The 20576-nt window shown below is 37.7% G+C and carries 15 protein-coding genes and 1 riboswitch; of the genes, 12 read left to right on the top strand and 3 right to left on the bottom strand.

Features of this window, described 5'->3' with window-relative positions; all coding sequences use genetic code 11:
• Positions 1-73: 73 nt before the first annotated feature.
• Together leuS and VCHSUH04_RS05240 are read left to right on the top strand one after the other, a co-directional pair.
• Positions 74-2542, top strand: a complete 2469-nt coding sequence (gene leuS / locus VCHSUH04_RS05245) for a leucine--tRNA ligase (protein WP_105085652.1) — start codon at positions 74-76, stop codon at positions 2540-2542.
• 76 nt (positions 2543-2618) lie between these two features.
• The gene (locus VCHSUH04_RS05240; protein WP_009352594.1) at positions 2619-3098 is read left to right on the top strand and encodes a dCMP deaminase family protein; all 480 of its coding nucleotides are present in this window, start codon (positions 2619-2621) and stop codon (positions 3096-3098) included.
• A gap of 89 nt (positions 3099-3187) precedes the next feature.
• Here the strand turns inward: VCHSUH04_RS05240 and VCHSUH04_RS05235 are convergent, their stop codons facing one another.
• Positions 3188-4417, bottom strand: coding sequence for an aminopeptidase (locus VCHSUH04_RS05235; RefSeq protein ID WP_105085651.1), 1230 nt, complete (start codon positions 4415-4417; stop codon positions 3188-3190).
• A gap of 111 nt (positions 4418-4528) precedes the next feature.
• On the opposite strand from VCHSUH04_RS05235, the gene VCHSUH04_RS05230 reads away from it, so the two are divergent.
• The 7 genes from VCHSUH04_RS05230 (at position 4529) to VCHSUH04_RS05200 (ending at position 13778) form a co-directional block, all read left to right on the top strand.
• Positions 4529-5098 carry a helix-hairpin-helix domain-containing protein gene (locus tag VCHSUH04_RS05230; RefSeq protein WP_105085650.1) on the top strand — a complete coding sequence of 190 codons (570 nt, stop codon included), beginning with the start codon at positions 4529-4531 and terminating at the stop codon, positions 5096-5098.
• A complete protein-coding gene (locus VCHSUH04_RS05225; RefSeq protein WP_369819986.1) occupies positions 5058-7295 on the top strand; it encodes a ComEC/Rec2 family competence protein in 2238 nt (745 codons plus the stop codon). Before VCHSUH04_RS05230 ends, VCHSUH04_RS05225 begins: the two co-directional genes overlap by 41 nt.
• A gap of 11 nt (positions 7296-7306) precedes the next feature.
• Positions 7307-8284, top strand: coding sequence for a DNA polymerase III subunit delta (holA, locus tag VCHSUH04_RS05220; protein WP_105085649.1), 978 nt, complete (start codon positions 7307-7309; stop codon positions 8282-8284).
• A gap of 2 nt (positions 8285-8286) precedes the next feature.
• Complete coding sequence (locus tag VCHSUH04_RS05215) at positions 8287-12078, top strand: PolC-type DNA polymerase III (RefSeq protein WP_105085648.1); 3792 nt, start codon at positions 8287-8289, stop codon at positions 12076-12078.
• Between the two features lie 209 nt (positions 12079-12287).
• Positions 12288-12752, top strand: coding sequence for an IS200/IS605 family transposase (gene tnpA / locus VCHSUH04_RS05210; protein WP_038125930.1), 465 nt, complete (start codon positions 12288-12290; stop codon positions 12750-12752).
• 269 nt (positions 12753-13021) lie between these two features.
• Positions 13022-13264, top strand: a complete 243-nt coding sequence (locus tag VCHSUH04_RS05205; RefSeq protein ID WP_233188277.1) for a hypothetical protein — start codon at positions 13022-13024, stop codon at positions 13262-13264.
• Positions 13265-13319: 55 nt separating this feature from the next.
• Positions 13320-13778 (top strand): hypothetical protein, encoded by a 459-nt coding sequence (locus VCHSUH04_RS05200; RefSeq protein ID WP_105085647.1) that lies wholly within the window; start codon positions 13320-13322, stop codon positions 13776-13778.
• A gap of 121 nt (positions 13779-13899) precedes the next feature.
• Here VCHSUH04_RS05200 and VCHSUH04_RS05195 read toward each other — a convergent pair whose 3' ends face one another.
• Both VCHSUH04_RS05195 and poxB read right to left on the bottom strand, forming a co-directional pair.
• Positions 13900-15018, bottom strand: a complete 1119-nt coding sequence (locus tag VCHSUH04_RS05195; RefSeq protein ID WP_105085646.1) for an IS1249 family transposase — start codon at positions 15016-15018, stop codon at positions 13900-13902.
• A 212-nt stretch (positions 15019-15230) separates the two neighbouring features.
• Positions 15231-16973, bottom strand: coding sequence for a ubiquinone-dependent pyruvate dehydrogenase (gene poxB, locus VCHSUH04_RS05190; protein WP_105085645.1), 1743 nt, complete (start codon positions 16971-16973; stop codon positions 15231-15233).
• 297 nt (positions 16974-17270) lie between these two features.
• A riboswitch (FMN riboswitch) is annotated at positions 17271-17386 on the top strand.
• Positions 17387-17454: 68 nt separating this feature from the next.
• On the opposite strand from poxB, the gene ribD reads away from it, so the two are divergent.
• Genes ribD through VCHSUH04_RS05175 form a run of 3 tightly spaced genes read left to right on the top strand, consistent with a single transcriptional unit; the run spans position 17455 to position 20525 of the window.
• Entirely contained in the window at positions 17455-18669 is a 1215-nt protein-coding gene (gene ribD / locus VCHSUH04_RS05185; protein ID WP_105085644.1) for a bifunctional diaminohydroxyphosphoribosylaminopyrimidine deaminase/5-amino-6-(5-phosphoribosylamino)uracil reductase RibD, read from the top strand.
• A complete protein-coding gene (locus VCHSUH04_RS05180) occupies positions 18650-19306 on the top strand; it encodes a riboflavin synthase (RefSeq protein ID WP_105085643.1) in 657 nt (218 codons plus the stop codon). Before ribD ends, VCHSUH04_RS05180 begins: the two co-directional genes overlap by 20 nt.
• Before the next feature lie 16 nt (positions 19307-19322).
• Positions 19323-20525, top strand: a complete 1203-nt coding sequence (locus tag VCHSUH04_RS05175; RefSeq protein ID WP_105085642.1) for a bifunctional 3,4-dihydroxy-2-butanone-4-phosphate synthase/GTP cyclohydrolase II — start codon at positions 19323-19325, stop codon at positions 20523-20525.
• Positions 20526-20576: the final 51 nt, after the last annotated feature.

Below are 20576 nucleotides of genomic sequence, written 5' to 3'. Positions count from 1 at the left end.
TTGAAGTAGTAAAATAAAAATATTGATTATAAAACGGCAACTAATGAGGTTGACTATATGAGGAGGCCCCTACATGAACGAAAAATATGTAGCCCAAGATATTGAGAAAAAGTGGCAAAAGTATTGGGAAGATAACCATACATTTAAAACAGAATATGATGAATCTAAAGAGAAATACTATGTATTAGAAATGTTCCCGTACCCATCTGGTAACTTACACATGGGTCACGTGCGTAACTATTCCATCGGTGACGTAGTAGCTCGTTTCAAAAAAATGAAGGGCTTCAACGTGTTGCATCCAATGGGCTGGGACTCCTTTGGTATGCCTGCTGAAAATGCGGCTATCAAACATGGTATTGCACCTAAAACATGGACTCTTGATAATATCGAGAACATGAAATTGCAACAAAAAGCACTTGGCTTGTCCTATGACTGGGACCGTGAAGTTGCAACATGTAAAGAAGATTACTATAAATGGACACAATGGTTCTTCCAACAGTTCTACAAAAAAGGCTTAGCATACAAAAAAGAAGCTAAAGTAAACTGGTGCGAAACGTGCCATACTGTATTGGCGAATGAACAAGTTATCGACGGTGCTTGCTGGCGCTGTGATAATCCAGTTGAGAAAAAAGACTTATCTCAATGGTTCTTGCGCATTACCGAATATGCTGATCGCTTATTAACAGATTTGGATACTCTTGATCACTGGCCTCAACGCGTTAAATTGATGCAAAAGAACTGGATTGGCCGCTCTGAAGGTACAGAATTCTCCTTTGAAGTACCATCCATTAACGAACGTGTCTCTGTGTATACTACACGTGTTGATACAATCTATGGCGTAAGCTATGTTGTATTGGCTCCTGAACATCCATATGTAGAACGCCTTATCGAAAATGCTCCTAACAAAGCTGAATTGGAAGCTTTCATTACGCGCATGCGCAACATGAGCGATATCGACCGTACATCTACAGATGCACCAAAAGAAGGTATGTTCACTGGTTCCTATGCAGTAAACCCTATGTCTGGCGAACAAGTTCCAGTTTGGATTGCAAACTATGTATTAGTAGACTACGGTACAGGTGCTGTAATGGGTTCCCCTGCACATGATGAACGTGACTGGGAATTTGCTCATAAATACGATTTGCCAATTAAACAGGTTGTAGCTCGGGAAGGCGAAGAATATAGCCTTGAAAAATGGCAAGAATGGTACCATGAAGATGGCATTCTAGTTAACTCTGGTGAATTTAACGGCCAAACATCTGAAGAGGCTCGTAAAAATATTACAGCTGCACTTAATGAGCGCGGTATTGGTGAAGGTAAAGTAAACTTCCGCCTTCGTGACTGGTTGATTTCTCGTCAACGTTACTGGGGCGTGCCAATTCCTGTAGTATATTGTGAAAAATGCGGTGAACAACTCGTTCCTGAAGAAGAGTTGCCAGTACGCTTGCCAGAGGATGTTAAATTTGAATCTGGTGCGGTATCTCCATTGGCTACATCTGAACACTTCTTGCACACTACATGTCCTAAATGTGGTGGTCCAGCACATCGTGAAACAGATACTATGGATACTTTCATCGATTCCTCTTGGTACTTCTTGCGCTATACAGACGCTAAAAACGACCAAGCTCCATTCGATAAAAAAATTGCTAACTACTGGATGAATGTAGACCAATATATCGGTGGTATTGAACATGCTATCTTGCACTTGTTGTACTCTCGCTTCTTTGTGAAAGTTATTCACGATTTAGGCCTTATCGAAGCTAACGAACCATTCCGTGGTTTGTTAACACAAGGTATGGTACTTAAAGAAGGCAGCAAAATGTCTAAATCCAAAGGTAATGTAGTTTCCCCTGAAGAAATTATCAATACTTATGGTGCAGATACGGCGCGCTTATTCATTCTATTTGCGGCTCCTGTAGATCGTGACCTCGATTGGTCTGACCAAGGTGTTGAAGGTTCTTACCGTTTCTTAGGCCGTGTATGGCGTATCGTTGATGCATACAACGAAGAAGGTAAGAAAAATGTAACTGGTGAACTTACAAAAGACGAATTCGCATTGCGTCGTGAGTTACATCGGGTTATCAAAAAAGTTACAGAAGACCTTGATAATAACTTCAACTTCAATACAGCTATTTCTGCTATTATGGAACTTGTAAATGCTATGTATGCTCATAAGGACAAAGCTGACACTATCAATAGCGCTTTTGCTAATGAATTGACTCGTTCCTTATTGCTTCTATTAGCTCCATTCGTTCCACATATGACAGAAGAGTTGTGGCATGAATTAGGTGAAACTACATCCATCCACACTGAAAATTGGCCTGTATATGAAGAGGCAGCTCTTGTTGTAGATGAAGTAGAAGTAGTATTACAAGTAAATGGTAAAGTTCGTGATAAACTTACTGTTTCCGTAAATATTACAAAAGAAGAATTAGAAACAATGGCTAAAGAATCTAGCCGTGTTCAAGAGTTTACTGAAGGTAAAAATATTGTAAAAGTTATTTACGTACCAGGTAAACTTGTCAATATCGTTGTTAAATAACGATATTCTATTCGTTTAATAATGTAAGCCCCCAACTACATAGGTAGAAGGGGGCTTATTTTTAAGTGAGGTAATTATGGCAAAACGTAGCGATTATATTTCTTGGGATGAATACTTCATGGGCGTTGCCATTTTAGCGGCGCAGCGTTCTAAAGATCCAAATACACAAGTTGGTGCCTGTATTGTAAGTAATGACAATAAAATTTTATCCATTGGTTACAATGGCATGCCTTTAAACTGTAGTGATGATGATTTCACATGGGAACGCGATACAGCAGACGATAATAAATATTTCTATACCGTTCATAGCGAACTCAATGCTATCTTAAACTATCGAGGAGGCTCTCTAGAGGGCTCTAAGATTTATGTAACCCTTTTCCCATGTAATGAATGTGCAAAAGCCATTATTCAAAGTGGGATTAAGGCTGTTATCTATCGAGATGACCTCTACAAAGATACTAAAGAGGTTAAGGCATCTAAACGGATGCTCAAAACGGCAGGTGTAGAAATTATTGAATATAAACCTACAGGACGTACTTTGCATATTACGGTGTAACATGTGTTACTACTTGAAAACCCCTATCTACTATAAGTAGGTAGGGGTTTTTTTTTCCATTAGTTACATAATAGGTTGTGGCCTAACAATTATACTTGTAAACGACCGTCAATCATAATATCAATAGCTTGACCGTCACGAGTGTATCCCTTAATATTCATGCGTTCATGACCAATCATAAAGTCCACATGTGTTAAGGAGTGGTTAAGGCCGCGTTCCTTTAATTCTTCTTCAGATAAACCATCGCTGTCTTTGAGGCATGTAGGATAAGATGCGCCAATGGCTAAATGGCAGGACGCATTTTCATCAAACAATGTTTCGTAGAAGATTTGGTTAGATTGGCTAATTGGGCTGAAGTGATCCACTAATGCTACTTCGCCAAGGTAGTGGGACCCTTCATCAGTTTCTACTAATTCTTTTAGAACTTCATAACCTTCTTTGGCTGTATATTCAACGATTTTACCTTCTTTGAACGTGAATGAAAAATCTGAAATCGTATTGCCATGATAAATTAATGGTTTTGTGCTGTACACAACGCCATTTACACCATTATATTGAGGGGCGGAGAACACTTCCTCAGTAGGAATATTAGCATTGAAAATAGTACCATCTTTAGAGGATTCTTCACCACCTAGCCAGATATGGCCTTCTGGCAATTCTAATAAAAGGTCGGTGCCGTTTTCACAAGTGTAGCGCAATGATTTTAAGTCTAATTTATTCAATGCTTCACAGCGGCGACGCAATTTTGCCATGTGATGACGATATGTATCTTTTGGTTCGATACCTTCAATGCGACAAAGTTTTAATAATGTTGCCCATAATTGGTCGATTTTTTCTTCGTCAGTACCTTCATAGCCAAGTAAATCTGCCCAGAGAACGGTCGGTACAGATGCAACACACCATGTCACAGACGAGTTCATAATAGCTGTATGATAGAAGGATAATGCTTTATTTAAATTGCGTGATTGTAAGGAAATACGATCTGTTGGAATACCTTCTAATGCTTTAGGATTAGCACTGATTAACGATAAAAATGCTGCTTTATCATCGATGTACTGCTTATAGAATTCAGGAATCCAGTTAGCAGGCTTTTCTAAGACATATTCTTTAGCATGTAATAAACGTTGACGAGCGATAGGGGAACATCTCCAGTTAAGAACTACCTCTTTTGCGCCTAGTTCATAGGCTTCTTCTGTAACGATTACTGCAAAGTCTTTATTTTCTACATCAACTGAAATAACTAATGTTTGATCTTGCTGTAAATTTACGCCGTACTTTAGTAATGTATGGGCGTATTTTTTTAATGTTTCTTGATTCATGAATTCTCCTTTTATTCGACATCAATTATAAAAGTCCTGCATATGTGACTAATAGAGTCAACGATAGGACTTTACTATTTTATAGGGAAATCCTTCAGTAGGAGGTGCACTATGAAATATAAATTGAAGCCGTATATGACAATTATATTAATCCTATGTATTTTAGTAGGAATTTATTTCCTATGGCCTATTATAACAGATGAAAGCGATTCTGTCCTTGTTGAAGGGGGAGTAGATGGAAATTCTTCTATATCAAATGTAGCAGACATATCTAATAAACCGATTGCTTATATTACGGGTGCCGTAGTTTCACCTGGTCTATATGAGCTTGAAAATTCTGCAACAGTAGGCGATGTTATCAAGCTAGCAGGAGGACTGTTACCGTATGCAGATGTAGAGTCTATTAATATGGCTAAATCAGTTACCGGAGGAGATCATATCCACGTAGTATTTAACTTTCACGGAAATCCTGAAGCATTATTGCGTGGTAATAAGATAAATATTAATACAGCTACTGCAAAAGACCTAGATTCTCTTCCAGGCATTGGTCCTGCTATGGCTAAAAGAATAGAAGAATATCGCTCACAGAAAGGTCCCTTTACATCCGTTGAAGGAATCAAGGGGGTGAAGGGAATTGGTGATGGAGTATTTAAAAAGATTAAAGACAAAATTACAATTTAGTCATCAAGATAGCAAGAATGATGGACTCTTCCTTGATGGAAATGCTGTTAATGGGAACACTAGGGGGTTAACTCATAGTCAATGGGCACATGTTATATTGGGTTCTATAATTATGGGTACAATATTAGGATACGGTCAATATTATCCAGTACTTAATCAGATGCGCTACATCTTTGCTATGGGATTAGCTATTATAGTTGTGGGTATTTTTAAAGCATTACAATCGTTTAACGCATTACAATCGCCTGATAGATGGCATTTACTTAGCAAGTTAATCATCTTAGTCTTTGTTTTAGTTGGTTTATCGTATTATCAAACTGATTTACGGATTGTAAATTTCAATAGTTATACATCATATTATTTACACCAAGAAGGGGAATACCTTTGTACGGTTGTAGATGCTTCTGAAAAAGTAAATTTAAATGGACAGGAGTATTACAAATATACTATTGAAATCCATGGTCTACATCCCTATAAAGATACTGCAAAAAATGACTATATTAAAGCACAGGGCCGTTTACAGGTATACTCAAAGGAATCTACTACGAACTATCCCATACGACTAGGAGAATATGCAATTATTGAAGGTACACCTAAGCCCTTATTTCTCATTGAAGAGGAAGGTCGTATTAATCTTAGAGGCCGATATATGAGCTCTAATACTAGAGGTCGTATCTATGATGGTGTATATCGCACTGCTAGCAATAAAGATTTACAAAGGTTTCACTATAAAGATACATTTATTGACAAATTATATAGGAAAGGCCTATTAATTGCTGGTGTATTACGGGAATCGATAGATAACAATATTGGTCACAATCTAGAGGGACCACAAAAGGTATTAGCTCAAGCGTTAGCTTTAGGTGGTCATTATAGTGAACTCGGAGAAGACCAAATGAAGGCTTTCTCCTATACAGGCCTAATCCATATTTTATCCATTTCAGGATCACATATTGCTTTACTGTTAGCACTTGTGTATGGACTTGGACGACTTATTAAATTAAAAAAACGTACATGTTTAATCCTTGGTATTATAGTTGCTTGTATATATTGTGGTATTGTAGGCGGCGATGCACCTGTTGTACGTGCTACGATGATGAGTATACTCATGTGTATCGCTTATATAAAGGGACGATTATACCAGGCCAAACAAGCCTTATGTATATGCGCTATTGTATGTATCATATATGATCCGTTCTCCTTATTTGATGTAAGCTTTCAACTGTCCTTTGGAGCAACTTATGGCTTACTCATATGGGGAAAGGTTTTATATGAGCGGATACAGTGGTTACCAAGATGGATAAAAACACCACTAGTATTATGTGTATCCGCACAATTATTAATTTTGCCGTTACAGCTCTATTACTTTCATTATATTAGCATTGCTAGTTTGCTAGCAGCCTGTATAGTGGCGCCCCTATTAGATATATCCATAGTTTTAATATTTGTAAGTACTTTAGTCAGTTACGTACTTCCTATATCGTTAATGTGGTCTTTAGTAGATGTACTACTGCGAATATCCTTATATTTAAATCATGTGTTAGGGCGTAGTGATAGTCTACTCTGGCTTGGTATGATACACCCTTATTGTGCTTATATATATTATGTGCTATTAGGTTTATTTACGTACTTTTTGACGCATAGAAAAAGATATACTGTACATATAGTAATATCATTATCTTTAATGATTTTAACCTTTGGTGCTTCTTATTATGTTACGCATCATCATCAGGAAACATTAGTTCATTATATTCCAATGAAGCAATGCAATGTATTGCTTTGCATAGAACCTAATCATGAAGGGGCTCATCTATTAATTGATGCGCCAGACCATATTAAAACGACGCCTAATGAAAGGCTTATTAATCAAGCTATAAGGGCATATGGTGTGAATCCAAAAGTTGTTAAGGTAGATTACTTTCATAGTAACGGATCTGCAAAAACAATATATAAAAATAGTATGAAAGAAATCGATGTATATAATGGACAAAGAGGAGAAAAAAATCTAAAATTAAATGATAAGATTAATACATTATTTATTACGAGTCGATCTAGTTCAATGAATGAAATTGGCAGATTACTGCCGCATAATATAGTTCTATTTGGCAGTCCACATGGGGCTTTACGCGATGTGGATCCATCATCAGAACATATGTATATTATGGGGTACAGTTTTATCGATGATATGTATCTGTGAAAGGAGGATGTATGGCTGAAATTAAACTCATCTATGGCGATGAGCCACAATTAATTGAAGAAGAAAAACGCAAGTTTCTTAGTGCCTATCCTGACCTTCCAGTGACCGTATTAGATGATGAAGCTGGACCACAGAAGATAAGTGAAAAGCTATGTGAAGATTCACTTTTTGGGGATCGAAAGGTATTCTGCTTAGTTAATTTGCCCATCATTCGTAAAAGCGGCAAAAATAGCGATGCTTGGATTCCATTGTATGAGCTTATAATGGAATATAATGGGGATAATCCCATTCTGTTGATTTATCATGATATGATTGATAAACGGATTAAACAGAATAAAGAGATTCTGGATAAAATACCAAATCATCAATGCAAGCGCCTTGAAGGGGCAGACCTTGTGATGTGGATACGTCAGTACTGTACGTCTAATGGCTTTAAAATGACGCCTGATGCACAGGAATATGTAGCTCATCTCATCGATTTGTGGCAAGATGTACCAGTTTCTTTTATGAGAACCGAATTTGACCGTTATTTCTTGCAAATTACAGGGGAAAAAGTCATTACCAAAGAATTCCTTGAAGAAAATGGCAGTGACTATGGAGCTAAAAATATTTTTACTTTTAAAGAGGCTCTGTTGAAACGAGATATTGATACATTGCTTGAACTATTTCCATTTATGTTTGGCTATAAAGAATTAGACCGTGCTATGAGCTATATTGAGGGGCAATTACGTTTACAGCTACTGGTCAGTGAATGTCGCCAAGCGGGAATGTCTGTTCAAGCCATACAAAACTTATGTAAGGATCATGACTCATCATTTAAACCATATCCGATTAAGTTGGCTTACGAAGCAAGTCCTAGAATTTCAGTTAAGGCCTTACGAGCTTTATTAAAAGGGCTCTATGAGATTATTTTAGATAGTCGTAGCAGTAAGGGCGATATTTGGCGATTTAGAGATTTATGTATTACCTATTGTGGGTATAAAGGATAAAAATGAAAGTACGTTATCGTGTTGTATCAAAACAGAATAAGAAATCATCCTTCTATGTAAACTGTCATAGCCAACATGTGACGATACAAGCTGCAGATTCTGCGTTTTCTACATTGCTTAGTTTACGTGAAAGATTATCTGCATGGTATAAGGAAAAAAATATTTCTTTTGATAATATTCCAACGAATACAGATACAGCTTGTTGTTTCGCCTGGAAGGTAGATACTGAAACAGGGGAAGGCTTAGATACCTATTATTATGGTGGTGGCTGTGGTGCTGGTGAATGGATTGAAGCGGCAGAAGCGCAACGTGAGGCTGAAGAGGCTAAAAATAAAGTGCCTAGAGGTAAGTCTTTTGCTGGTTATGACCAAGAAGATGAATATGATGATGTTGATGAAGATGATTTCGCCCCATTTGTAGAGGCTGTTGAGCTGGGCTACTTTAATAATAGTCCTGTCGTTGTATCTCGTTCTAATCAAACGGCTGCAGCATCTAGCAATAGTGATACTGTCGCATCTGTGAGCAGTACACCTAAAGCAAGTAAAGGTTTTGCACATAAAAGTACTACAAAATCTACTGCTAAAGGTAGTGAAGGGGAAAGTAAATATCCTCGTCGTGCCCCGAAGGATGCTCCTACTGATGAAGGCATGATTTTAGGGCCTAAAATTGAGGGAGTTACCTCTAAAATTATGGGCACTTTGGATACGCCTAGTGTTATTTTTGAAGGTGTATTTGTTGGTCTAGATAAACGTGATACTAAGACTGGTAAAAGTATCGTTAACGGTAGTATTGTAGACGATACGAATAGTATCAAATTCATCAAGTTTACGAATAGCCCTGAAGAAGGGGATGCACTACTTAAACAATTAAAAGGTTTACAACGTGTACGCGTACAAGGTAGCGTCAGCTTTGATGATCGATTTGATAAGGATTATATCTTATCTATTCGAAGCATTGAAGCTATGGAAACTAATAGTGTGGAGCGCACAGAAAACCGTCCAGACTCCCGTGTAGAGCTTCACTTGCATACTAAGATGAGTGATAAGGATGCCCTTGTATCTGTTAAAGACCTATTTAAAACAGTAAAAAAATGGGGTCATCCTGCGGTAGCTATTACAGATCACGGCGTTGTACAAGCCTTTCCTGAAGCTCAAGCTCTTGGTAAAGAGTTGGGCGTTAAGGTTATCTATGGTGTAGAAGGTTATCTCATCGATGATGAAATTGTTGCTCGTGATGAAGAGCCTGTAGTAGATAAGAAGAAGAAAAAGGAAAAAGATAAACGTTACCATATTATCTTATTAGCTAAAAATATGGTAGGTTTGCGCAATCTTTATAAGATGATATCTATTTCTCACATTGAACACTATAAGGTACGTCCTCGTTTGCCTCGTTCTGTTATTGAAGAACATCGTGAAGGCATTATTATAGGATCTGCTTGTGAAGCTGGTGAACTTATGCAATCCATTGTTCGCGGCGCTACAAAGGAAGAACTATTAGAGATTGCATCTTTCTATGACTATCTTGAAATTCAGCCACATACAAATAATATGTTCTTGGTTCGTAAAGGGCTTATGCCAGATGAGCAAGCCCTTATCGATATGAACAAAACGGTTATCGAATTAGGGGAAGCATTACATAAGCCTGTTTGTGCAACGTGTGACGTTCACTATTTAACACCAGAAGAAAAGATTTACCGTGAAATCATGTTGACTGCCTGTGGTTATCCAGATGCAGATGAACAACCGGATTTACATTTGCGTACAACTGATGAAATGCTTGAATCCTTCCCTTATTTAAGTGAAGAAAAAGCTTATGAAATAGTTGTTACCAACACTCGTGCTATCAATGATAGCATTGAAGATATTAAGCCAGTTCCTGATGGTACCTATTCACCTAAAATTGAAGGTGCTGATGAAGCTTTCACAGAAATGTGCTATCGAAATGCGAAAGCCATTTATGGTGATCCATTGCCTCGCGTAGTGCAAGAGCGTCTCGATTATGAACTAGATTGTATTATCTCCAATGGTTATGGTGTATTGTATTACATCGCGCATAAACTGGTAAAAAAATCTCTTGATGATGGGTACCTCGTAGGTTCTCGTGGTTCTGTAGGTTCTTCCTTTGCAGCAACCATGTCTGAAATTACCGAGGTAAATCCTTTACCGCCGCATTATGTATGCCCTAATTGTAAGCATTCTGAATTCTTTGAAAAGGGCGAATATGCAGGTGGCTTTGACTTGCCTCGTAAAGACTGTCCTGAGTGCGGTCATGCGCTACAAACGAATGGTCACGATATTCCGTTTGCTATCTTCCTTGGTTTCGAAGGTGATAAGGTTCCAGATATTGACCTTAATTTCTCTGGTGATTACCAAGCTAAAGCTCACAAATATACGGAAGAGCTATTTGGTCGTGACAATGTATTTAAAGCTGGTACAATCGGTACTATTGCGGATAAAACGGCCTTTGGTTATGTTAAAAAGTACGCCGAAATTCGAGATATTCAAGCTCGTAGTGGTTTCTTTGAACATCTAGCAAAAGGCTTTACAAACGTAAAGAATACTACTGGCCAACATCCAGGTGGTATCATGGTATGTCCTCGCGATATGGATGTGCATCACTTTACGCCTATACAACATCCGGCGAATAAGAAGGAAAGTGGCGTATTAACAACACACTTTGACTATCACTCTATCGAAGGTCGTATGACTAAGCTTGATATTTTAGGCCATGATGATCCTACTATCATTCGTATGCTAGAGGATTTGACTGGTATCGATGCTAAAACTATTCCGTTCGATGATCCTCGTACTTTAAGTCTATTCTCCTCTACAGAGGGTATTGGCTTAACACCTGAGCAATTACAAGGAGACCAAGTAGCTAGCTTGGCTGTACCAGAATGTGGTACGAAATTTGTACGGGGCATGCTAGAAGACTCTCGTCCTCAAACATTCTCCGACTTAGTGCGTATCTCTGGTTTCTCTCATGGTACCAACGTATGGCTCGATAATGCGCAAGACCTTATCAAGAATGGCACTTGTAAGTTGAACGAAGCCATCTCTACTCGTGATGACGTAATGAACTTCTTAATTCATCGCGGTATGGATCGAAAGCATAGTTTCTTTGTAATGGAAAATGTGCGTAAAGGGAAGGGCATCGAAAAACGGAATAAACAAGGTCAAGCGACGACGGAATTCGAAGCAGAAATGAGAGAAAACAATATTCCTGAGTGGTTTATTGAATCTTGTAAAAAGATTTCCTATCTATTCCCACGGGCCCATGCGGTAGCCTATGTAATGATGGCCTTTCGTATTGCCTGGTTTAAGGTATATCATCCATTGGCATTCTATGCAGCATACTTCTCCATTCGAGCAAAGGCCTTTGATTTGCGCATTATGACGGGAGACCTTAAAACGCAAATGACTGAGTTTAACCGTATTAAGGCTCTTGATCGAGCTGCCAGTCCTAAAGATAAGGATCTTATGAGCGCCTTAGAAGTATCCATGGAAATGTACCAACGAGGCTATCGATTTATTAATGTAGATATTCAACACTCCGAAGCTAGACGTTTTAGCATTAAAGATGGCGCTTTATTGCCGCCATTCTTAGCTATTGATTCCCTTGGTGAAACAGTAGCTGATGCTATCGTAGCTGAACGAGAAGAACGTCCGTTTACATCTTTAAAAGACTTACAACGCCGTTGTAAAGTATCTAATACCATCATTGATCTTATGAAAGAACTCAAATGCTGTGGTGAATTACCTGAAGACGAACAAATGTCACTATTTGGGGCATAATAAAATACAAGATAAAACCTAAATACAAAATAAGCACTATACCTAAATGTGGATATAGTGCTTATTTTTGTACGCCGAATAGGCATGACTAAACCCCCAGTTAAACTGGGGGTCGGTAAAAATTCTTAGAGAAAAGGAAAGAACCTCCTAGTGATAAAATGGAGTTGGTCTGGCAACCACAACATTTAAATATAGGAGGTTCAATGTCAATGAATGACGTAAAAAGCTTATCACATAGTAAATGGAGATGTAAATATCATATTGTTTTTGCTCCGAAGTATAGAAGACAAATAATTTATGGTCGGATAAAAGCTGATGTAGGTAAAATTTTAAGAGATTTATGTAAGAGAAAAAATGTAGAGATTATAGAGGCGGAATGCTGTCCGGATCATATTCATATGTTAGTAACGATACCACCACATTTAAGCGTATCGAGTTTTATGGGATATTTAAAAAGTAAAAGTAGCCTCATGATATTCGATAAACACGCAAATTTAAAATATAAGTATGGAAATAGACATTTCTGGTGTAGAGGATATTATGTGGATACGGTAGGACGATATGAAGGAGCGATAAAAGAGTATATTCGCAATCAACTACAAGAGGATATAGCGCAAGATACATTAAACTTTAAAGAATATACCGACCCGTTTACAGGTGAGCCAGTAAAATAGGCAAAATAAAAGCCCCCGAGTAGGGGGCAGCCAGTGGTAATAGAGTGGTTGTCAGATCATTCAATGCCCTCTTTAGAGGGCCACCACTAGAGAAAGACCCTTATAGGGTCAGAGCAAACCACCCGTTCTACGGGTGGTTATGATTCTATATTTTGTTACAATACAATTGATATATCATTGGTACAAGGGAGTGTTGTGTAATGATAAGTGGATTATTGAAATTTCTAGGAATTAATTCATCAGATAGTGATATTACTAAAGAACCGAAAATGAAATCAGAAGATAATGGAACTGGATCTAATATTACTAAGGAACGACAAAATCAACCTATAGAGATTGAATTTTGGGATATTGAGCCCGAGGATATTCCTGAGTTAGAAGAATCAGATATTCCAGGTGTATACTTTAATGAATTTAGGGAATATGTTGATCAAGAGGGGAATGTATTGTCACCATCAGATCTAGATGCAATACGGTATAAAGATGACTACGAGGACGATTATTATAGATAGAAATTATTATAGTGTCATATTTATATTGTTTTTATTGTGTAACGAGTGGGTAATTATGAGAGTTCCAATATATGAAGCTGTAGCTCATTATAAAAAGAATAATGAGTTACCTTATACGGAGTATTTTGGCCTAGGCTTTTTTTCTAAATTATCATTAGCAGAAAAGGCATTAACTGAGTCAAAAAATTTGATAGGTTTTTCTGATTTGGCTGATGATTCATTTTCGATAACAACTCATTATTTAAATGATTGTGCTCATATAGGTAATGAAGTTAGTTATGAAATAATAAACAATAAAGTTTATGGTGTTTGGTATGATTATGATATAGATGATTATTATACATGTTCAGGATACATAGGTTTATTTAGTACTTTAAAATATGCTGAGAATGCATTAGAGTGGTATAAAACTTGGGATATATTTAAAGTATATGGCATAGAGAATTTGGGAATAGCTACTATCACTCTTAATTTAAGGGGATGGACTGAAGGCTTTATAACAGTATATGATTAAAATTAATCAAAAAAATAGGTGTCATCAAATGATGACACCTATTTTTTGAAAGTTTTGCAGTTTATTTATTTTGAAAGATTTTGAATATTTGGCGGGTTATAGGACAAAAAGTGTTGCTATTTCAGTCCCAAAGATTGGTAAATAGGCGATCATAATTATGCAAATCACTCCAAACAATAGCATCACCCCAAGTTGGAATAGAGGCTTCTAACCTAGACTGTTCATGTATGGTATGATATATATCAGAAATACTCTTGTTGGTCGGCATAACCTTAAGTATTTCTGCATTAGAAAGCGGGTTCGGTGAGTGCATATAGCACCACCAGAACACCGCTTTTATTCGTCTTTCAATAGACATTCCTCTATGATTACGTAACATAGCGCGTAACTGAGCATTTACGCCACCTTCTATACGATTATTAGTAGCTGGACAGGTACATGTTAACGATGTACCTAAGTAAGTAAACAAACATCTTTTATTGATTAATTTAACTAAGGAATTTTCTGCTTTTATAAGTCGTTCGTGTTTAGGTCGTATCGTACCATTTTCATCAACGGTCATTTCTGATAGAAATACTCTATGTCGCACTTTCCATGACATAACGTTTTGTACCCACTTCACGGCATGATCTTGCGTGTGTATCGTTAATAAATCCCTTGCAATTCCATATAATTCACAGCCAGCAATTGTTTTAGGACGTATTGTTGTATAGCGTTTTACTTGTTGAAATGCGTGAAATAAGCATCTTTGTAGTTTGGCTTTCGGCCAAACTTTTTTTAATGCCTTTTGAAAGCCGGTACCACCATCGGATACAACTACTGTAGGTGATGAAATACGTCGTAATAAAGCCTCCCAAGCCTTAGAGTGTTCATATCTACAAACATACCATCCTAAGACATGCGTCTCATTACAACAGATTAAAACGCAAGCATTTCTAGCTAAATAAATACCATCAACAAATGCTACGCTACTTGATGATTCAACTTTTGGTGGTAACGGCCAAAGATCCCAAAACTGTGATGTTTTTCTCCGAAATGAACGTCCATCACCAGCCATATCTAACTGTGTGTGTTTACCAAATAACCAATCCAAAAACATCTGTAAATTATTGTTAGTTTTATTCACTTTATTTGTGAATGAGCAAGAACATTGATTACAATACCAACGTTGAGAACCCGCATTTGTTTTACCATTTTTCTTACAAACGAAACCACAACTAGGGCATCTGACTAGTTTCATAATTATACTCCTTCTAAAAAATATATCTTTCTAGAAAGATAAAACCTTATTTGAGCCAGTAAAATCAAGGGGGTTCAGACTTTTTAGCAACACTTTTTGTCCTATATTTAAAAGTTACTCAAAAAGATAAAATGCCGATAGAGCCAGTATTTAACTAGCTCTATCGGCATTAACAGCAACACTTTTTGTCCTATAACCCTATTTGGCAGATCTTAGTACAGAGATTTATATTTCATCCAGTTTGTTTTGGCCATTTCTTTAAGTTCTGTACCACGGCCATCAAGGATTGCATTGATCAAGTATTTGCTGAAGCCTTTAGCTTGTTGGTAAGCAATTTTAGGAGGCATAGCAAGTTCTTGTTTGTCTACGCGAACATTGACGATAACAGGACCATTATGGTTGAGAGCTTCCATGATTTTTTCGTCTACTTCGCTAGAGTTTGTAATGCTTACACCTTTGATGCCAGCTGCTTCAGCAAGTTTACCAAAGTCTGGGTTTACAAAGTCCGTAGCATAGTCTAGGTAGCCAGAAGCTTTCATTTCCATGGCGATGAAGCTAAGTTCTTCGTTGTTGAATACAAAGATTTTAACTGGTAAGTTAAGTTGTTTTAATGTTAACATTTCACCCATCATCATTGTGAAACCACCATCACCAGAGAGGGAGATGACTTGACGATTTGGACATGCATTTTGGGCACCGATGGCATGCATCATAGCATTGGCCATAGAGCCGTGATTATAAGAACCTAAGATGCGACGTTTACCATTTGTTTTTAAATGACGTGCAGTCCAAATTACTGGTGTACCTACGTCAAAGGTAAAGATTGCATCTTCTGCAGCTAATTTATTAAGACGATTTACAAAGTATTGAGGGTGAATAGCCACACCATCTGGCTCAGCTACTGCATAGCTATCTAAATCACCTCTAAATTTAGCATATGCTTTACGTACAGTATCAATAAACTCAGTATCGCCACGTTGAGCGACTAGAGGTAACAAGTCTTTCAATGTATCTTTTACAGTACCAATAATACCTTGTGTAAGAGGTACACGGCGACCTAAAGCACTAGGATCTCTATCCACTTGAATTACCTTAGCATTTTCCGGATAGAATGGACGGTAAGGGAAGTCTGTGCCAAGCATTACGAGTGTATCGCATTGCTCAATAGCACGATAACCGGATGTATATCCTAATAGTCCAGTCATACCTACATCATATGGATTGTCCCATTCAACCCATTCTTTACCTCTAAAAGCATGTACTACAGGAGCTTGTAAGCGTTTTGCTAATTCCACGACTTCATCGTGAGCACCTTCACAGCCTGCACCACAGAAGAGGGTAATGCGTTTACCTGTTTCTAAATGGGCTGCCATTTCTTCGATATCTTCGCGTTGTGGAACAATATGAGGTAAACGAGGGTGATGCCATACTGGTAATTCATCAATTTCCATTTCCATTACTGCTACATCGCCAGGAAGGACGATAACAGCAACATCTTGATTACCAACTGCTGCATTCATAGCACGGAATAGGATTTCAGGCATTTGTTTAGGATTGGATACGAGTTCGCAGAAACAAGAGCATTCTTTGAATAAGTTTTCTGGATGTGTTTCTTGGAAATAATTTAACCCAACTTCAGATTGAGGAATGTGAGAGGCAATAGCTAATACTGGAACACGATTGCGATGACAATCAAAGAGACCGTTGATCAAATGTAAGTTACCAGGACCAGAACTACCTGCACAAACTGTAAGTTTTCCAGTTAAAGAAGCTTCTGCACCTGCAGCAAAGGCTGCTGTTTCTTCATGTCTAACATGTTCAAAAGCAATCTTACCATTGCGACGTAAACTATCGTTTACAGAATTCAAACTATCGCCAGTGATACCATAAATGCGATCGATACCCGCATTGGCTAAGACTTCTATAAGTACATCAGAAATTCGTTTTTTTGCCATATTATCACCTATATTTAATAAACAATATCAATTACGCATGGTTATCAAAACCATATATATATATTATATTAGACCTCTTTGTAATGTAATTATGTGATAAATATCACTATTTAATGTATAGATAGTTTATATATGTTTATATTGTTTGTATTAACATATTTTCCATCTAAAAAAAATAGAAATATAATAATAGTATTTTTATTATAGGTTCAATATTTAATATCTTTTCTCAATACAAAACTCTGATTCTTGCATAACCATAATAAAAGTGTTACTATTAATTCAGAAACAAAATAGATGAGTCTTTGGGGACAGGTGAAATTCCTTACCGGCGGTATAGTCCGCGAACCTTATGGGTATGAATCGGTGCAATTCCGATACCGACAGTATAGTCTGGATGAGAAAAGACGAAGCACATTTAACGTGCGTATTTATGATTACCCAAGGACTATGTATATAGTCCTTTTTTTATTGAGGTGATATGGTGGATGACGTAGCATATATGAAACGCGCCATTGCACTGGCAAAATTAGCCACAGGGCATACTTCGCCAAATCCTTTGGTTGGTGCCGTAGTGGTTAAAGACAATACAATAATCGGTGAAGGTTATCATCATAAAGCTGGTACAGCTCATGCTGAGGTTCATGCCTTAAACCAAGCTGGTGATAATGCTAAAGGTGCTACTTTATATGTAACATTAGAGCCATGCTCTCATTATGGTAAAACGCCACCTTGTGCGCTGCGTATTATCGAAGCTGGCATAGCTAAAGTCGTAGTAGGTAGTACAGATCCTAATCCGCTAGTATCTGGAAAGGGCATGGATTTACTCCGTGAAGCAGGCATAGAGGTTGTGTGCCCCCTATGTAGTGAAGAATGTGCTGAACTCAATGAGCATTTCTTTACGTATATACAGACAGGTAAACCCTTTGTAACTATAAAGAGTGCTATGTCACTAGATGGTAAGATTGCCACTTTTACAGGCCAATCCCAATGGATTACAAATGAGTCCTCTCGCCGCGATGGCCATGTACTGCGTGCCACACATGATGCGATGCTTGTCGGTATTGGTACAATTTTGGCAGATAATCCTCAATTAAACTGTCGTTTAACTGATGCTGAATTATCAGAGGCTTTATTAGATACAAGCATACTTAACGAGCCCATACATGTTCATCAACCAGATGTAATTATCTTAGATAGTCTAGGTAGAACGCCTACTAATAGTCAGGTTTTTGACGTAGAAAATCGTAAGGTTCACATCTTTGTATCTAAAGGTTGTCCAAAGGATCGAATTCAAGCTTTAGAAAATATAGGTGCCATTGTTACGATTGTAGAATCTATTTCTGCTCGTAAAAGTAAAAGTACTGATATTGCTATCGATATTAAAAAATTATCCATCGATGATATTTTAACTAAACTTGGAGAACTTGGTTATACATCAGTTCTCGTCGAAGGTGGTTCTGCTATCATTAGTTCCTTTGTAGAAACGATGAATTTTGATAAAGTTGTTACTTACATAGGAAACACTATTATTGGTGGCACTGAGGCAACGCCGGCTGTAGGTGGTCGTGGCTTTGAAAGTTTAGAAGCTTCACCTCAATTAACTTTTACAAAAACTAAAGTATTAGATAATAACATTCGCATCGAAGCGTATCGTCAAGGAAGGAGGGGCGCTTATGTTCACGGGAATCGTTGAAGAAATTGGCCGTGTAGAGAGCATTAAAAAGGGCCCTAAATCCTTAGCCATAACAATTCGAGGGAATAAAATATTTAGCGATTTAAAAATTGGTGACTCCGTAGCTGTTAACGGCGTATGTTTGACGGCTACAACGATTGGTAATGGCGTATTTACAGCTGATGTTATGCCTGAATCGATCAAGATGACTACGTTTACAAATCTAAAAGTTCATCAACCAGTCAACTTAGAGCGTGCTATGCTCGCCAATGGTAGATTTGGTGGTCACATTGTGGCTGGTCACGTAGATGGGACGGGCCGCATCATTAATCGCGAACAAACGGATAATGCTATTATCTTTACCGTAGAGGCCCAAAAATCTGTTATGGATTACGTTATTTACAAGGGTTCCATTACGATCGATGGCATTAGCCTCACAATTATGCGACGAACGGACAGTAGTTTTTCCGTATCTATCATTCCTCACACCTTGGGCGAAACTATTTTAGGTTCTGCCCACATTGGTACGGAGGTTAATTTAGAAACGGATATCGCTGGTCGATACATTCGTCATTTTATGAATCTCGGTAGTGAACCTACCGAAGAAAAACCTAAGAAATCTATGCAATCCCTCTTAGTAGAGAATGGATTTATATAAAGTAAGGAGCGTTCCTATGAGCGAACAATTACATTCTATTACAGAGGTCTTAGAAGACCTTAAAGCTGGCAAACCTGTTATTATCGTTGATGATGAAAGCCGTGAAAACGAAGGCGATCTTATCATTGCGGCTGAGTTTGCTACCCAAGAAAATATTAATTTTATGGTTAAATACGCGCGCGGTATCGTTTGTACACCTATGCGCCGCGAAGCTTTAGAAAAACTTGGTATTCCAGCCATGGTTGCTAAAAATACAGATAATCATGAAACAGCTTTCACCGTTACTGTTGACCATGTAGATACTACAACAGGCGTATCTCCAGCAGAACGTGCTTATACAATTCAAAAATTACTAGATCCTAATGCTAAACCTGAAGACTTCCGTCGTCCTGGTCATGTGTTCCCTTTAGTCTATAAAGAGGGTGGCGTTTTAGTACGCCAAGGACATACTGAAGCATCTATCGACCTTTGTCGCTTAGCAGGCTTACAAGAGGCAGCTGTTATTTGTGAAATCACAAAAGACGATGGTGATATGGCTCGTTTGCCAGATCTATTAAAATTTTCTAAAGAACATAATCTTAAAATTGCATCTGTAGCAGAGCTTATTGAATACCGTAAACAGCATGAAGACATGGTTGAGCTTGGTGCTTGTTCTAAATTACCTACTAAATTTGGTAATTTCAATATCTTTGTATTCAAGAATGAATTAGATAAAAAAGAGCATTTAGCTATCGTTAAAGGTGATGTCCAAAACTGTAGCGATGTCCTTGTACGTATTCACTCCGAATGTTTAACTGGCGATGTGTTCGGCTCTAAACGTTGTGACTGCGGCGAACAATTAGATAATGCGTTACGTGCTATCGAAAAAGAAGGTAAAGGCGTTGTAGTATACATGCGTCAAGAAGGCCGTGGTATCGGTTTAACAAATAAAATCAAAGCCTATGCTTTACAAGAGCAAGGATTAGATACCGTAGAAGCAAATGAGCAATTGGGCTTCCCTGCAGATATGCGCGAATATTCCTTAGCTGCTCAAATTATCCGTTTCTTAGGGATTAAGAGTATTCGATTGTTGACAAACAATCCAGAAAAACGTCATGGATTAGAACATTGGGGTATCGATGTAACTAGCCGGGTACCGCTCATTATTGCGGCAAACAAATTTAACGCAGGGTATTTAAAGACAAAAGAAGAAAAAATGGGCCATATGTTAGAAGACTAATTATTTAGTTCTATTTAACAAATTGCTCGTCACATAAGAATTTCCTTTATA

The sequence above is a fragment of the Veillonella sp. T14073-2 genome, from assembly GCF_002959875.1.
GTDB lineage: Bacteria > Bacillota > Negativicutes > Veillonellales > Veillonellaceae > Veillonella > Veillonella infantium.
Note: the sequence above shows the minus strand (reverse complement) of the source record. Positions and strands in the feature narration are given on the sequence as shown.

Excerpts from the sequence above, each read along its gene's own strand:
- VCHSUH04_RS05225 (WP_369819986.1), top strand. The coding sequence starts at position 5,058 with ATGGAGTATTTAAAAAGATTAAAGACAAAATTACAATTTAGTCATCAA.
- tnpA (WP_038125930.1), top strand. The coding sequence starts at position 12,288 with ATGAATGACGTAAAAAGCTTATCACATAGTAAATGGAGATGTAAATAT.
- VCHSUH04_RS05195 (WP_105085646.1), bottom strand. The coding sequence starts at position 15,018 with ATGAAACTAGTCAGATGCCCTAGTTGTGGTTTCGTTTGTAAGAAAAAT.
- poxB (WP_105085645.1), bottom strand. The coding sequence starts at position 16,973 with ATGGCAAAAAAACGAATTTCTGATGTACTTATAGAAGTCTTAGCCAAT.
- VCHSUH04_RS05230 (WP_105085650.1), top strand. The coding sequence starts at position 4,529 with ATGAAATATAAATTGAAGCCGTATATGACAATTATATTAATCCTATGT.
- VCHSUH04_RS05215 (WP_105085648.1), top strand. The coding sequence starts at position 8,287 with ATGAAAGTACGTTATCGTGTTGTATCAAAACAGAATAAGAAATCATCC.
- VCHSUH04_RS05205 (WP_233188277.1), top strand. The coding sequence starts at position 13,022 with ATGAAATCAGAAGATAATGGAACTGGATCTAATATTACTAAGGAACGA.
- ribD (WP_105085644.1), top strand. The coding sequence starts at position 17,455 with ATGGTGGATGACGTAGCATATATGAAACGCGCCATTGCACTGGCAAAA.
- leuS (WP_105085652.1), top strand. The coding sequence starts at position 74 with ATGAACGAAAAATATGTAGCCCAAGATATTGAGAAAAAGTGGCAAAAG.
- VCHSUH04_RS05200 (WP_105085647.1), top strand. The coding sequence starts at position 13,320 with ATGAGAGTTCCAATATATGAAGCTGTAGCTCATTATAAAAAGAATAAT.
- VCHSUH04_RS05235 (WP_105085651.1), bottom strand. The coding sequence starts at position 4,417 with ATGAATCAAGAAACATTAAAAAAATACGCCCATACATTACTAAAGTAC.
- VCHSUH04_RS05180 (WP_105085643.1), top strand. The coding sequence starts at position 18,650 with ATGTTCACGGGAATCGTTGAAGAAATTGGCCGTGTAGAGAGCATTAAA.
- holA (WP_105085649.1), top strand. The coding sequence starts at position 7,307 with ATGGCTGAAATTAAACTCATCTATGGCGATGAGCCACAATTAATTGAA.
- VCHSUH04_RS05175 (WP_105085642.1), top strand. The coding sequence starts at position 19,323 with ATGAGCGAACAATTACATTCTATTACAGAGGTCTTAGAAGACCTTAAA.
- VCHSUH04_RS05240 (WP_009352594.1), top strand. The coding sequence starts at position 2,619 with ATGGCAAAACGTAGCGATTATATTTCTTGGGATGAATACTTCATGGGC.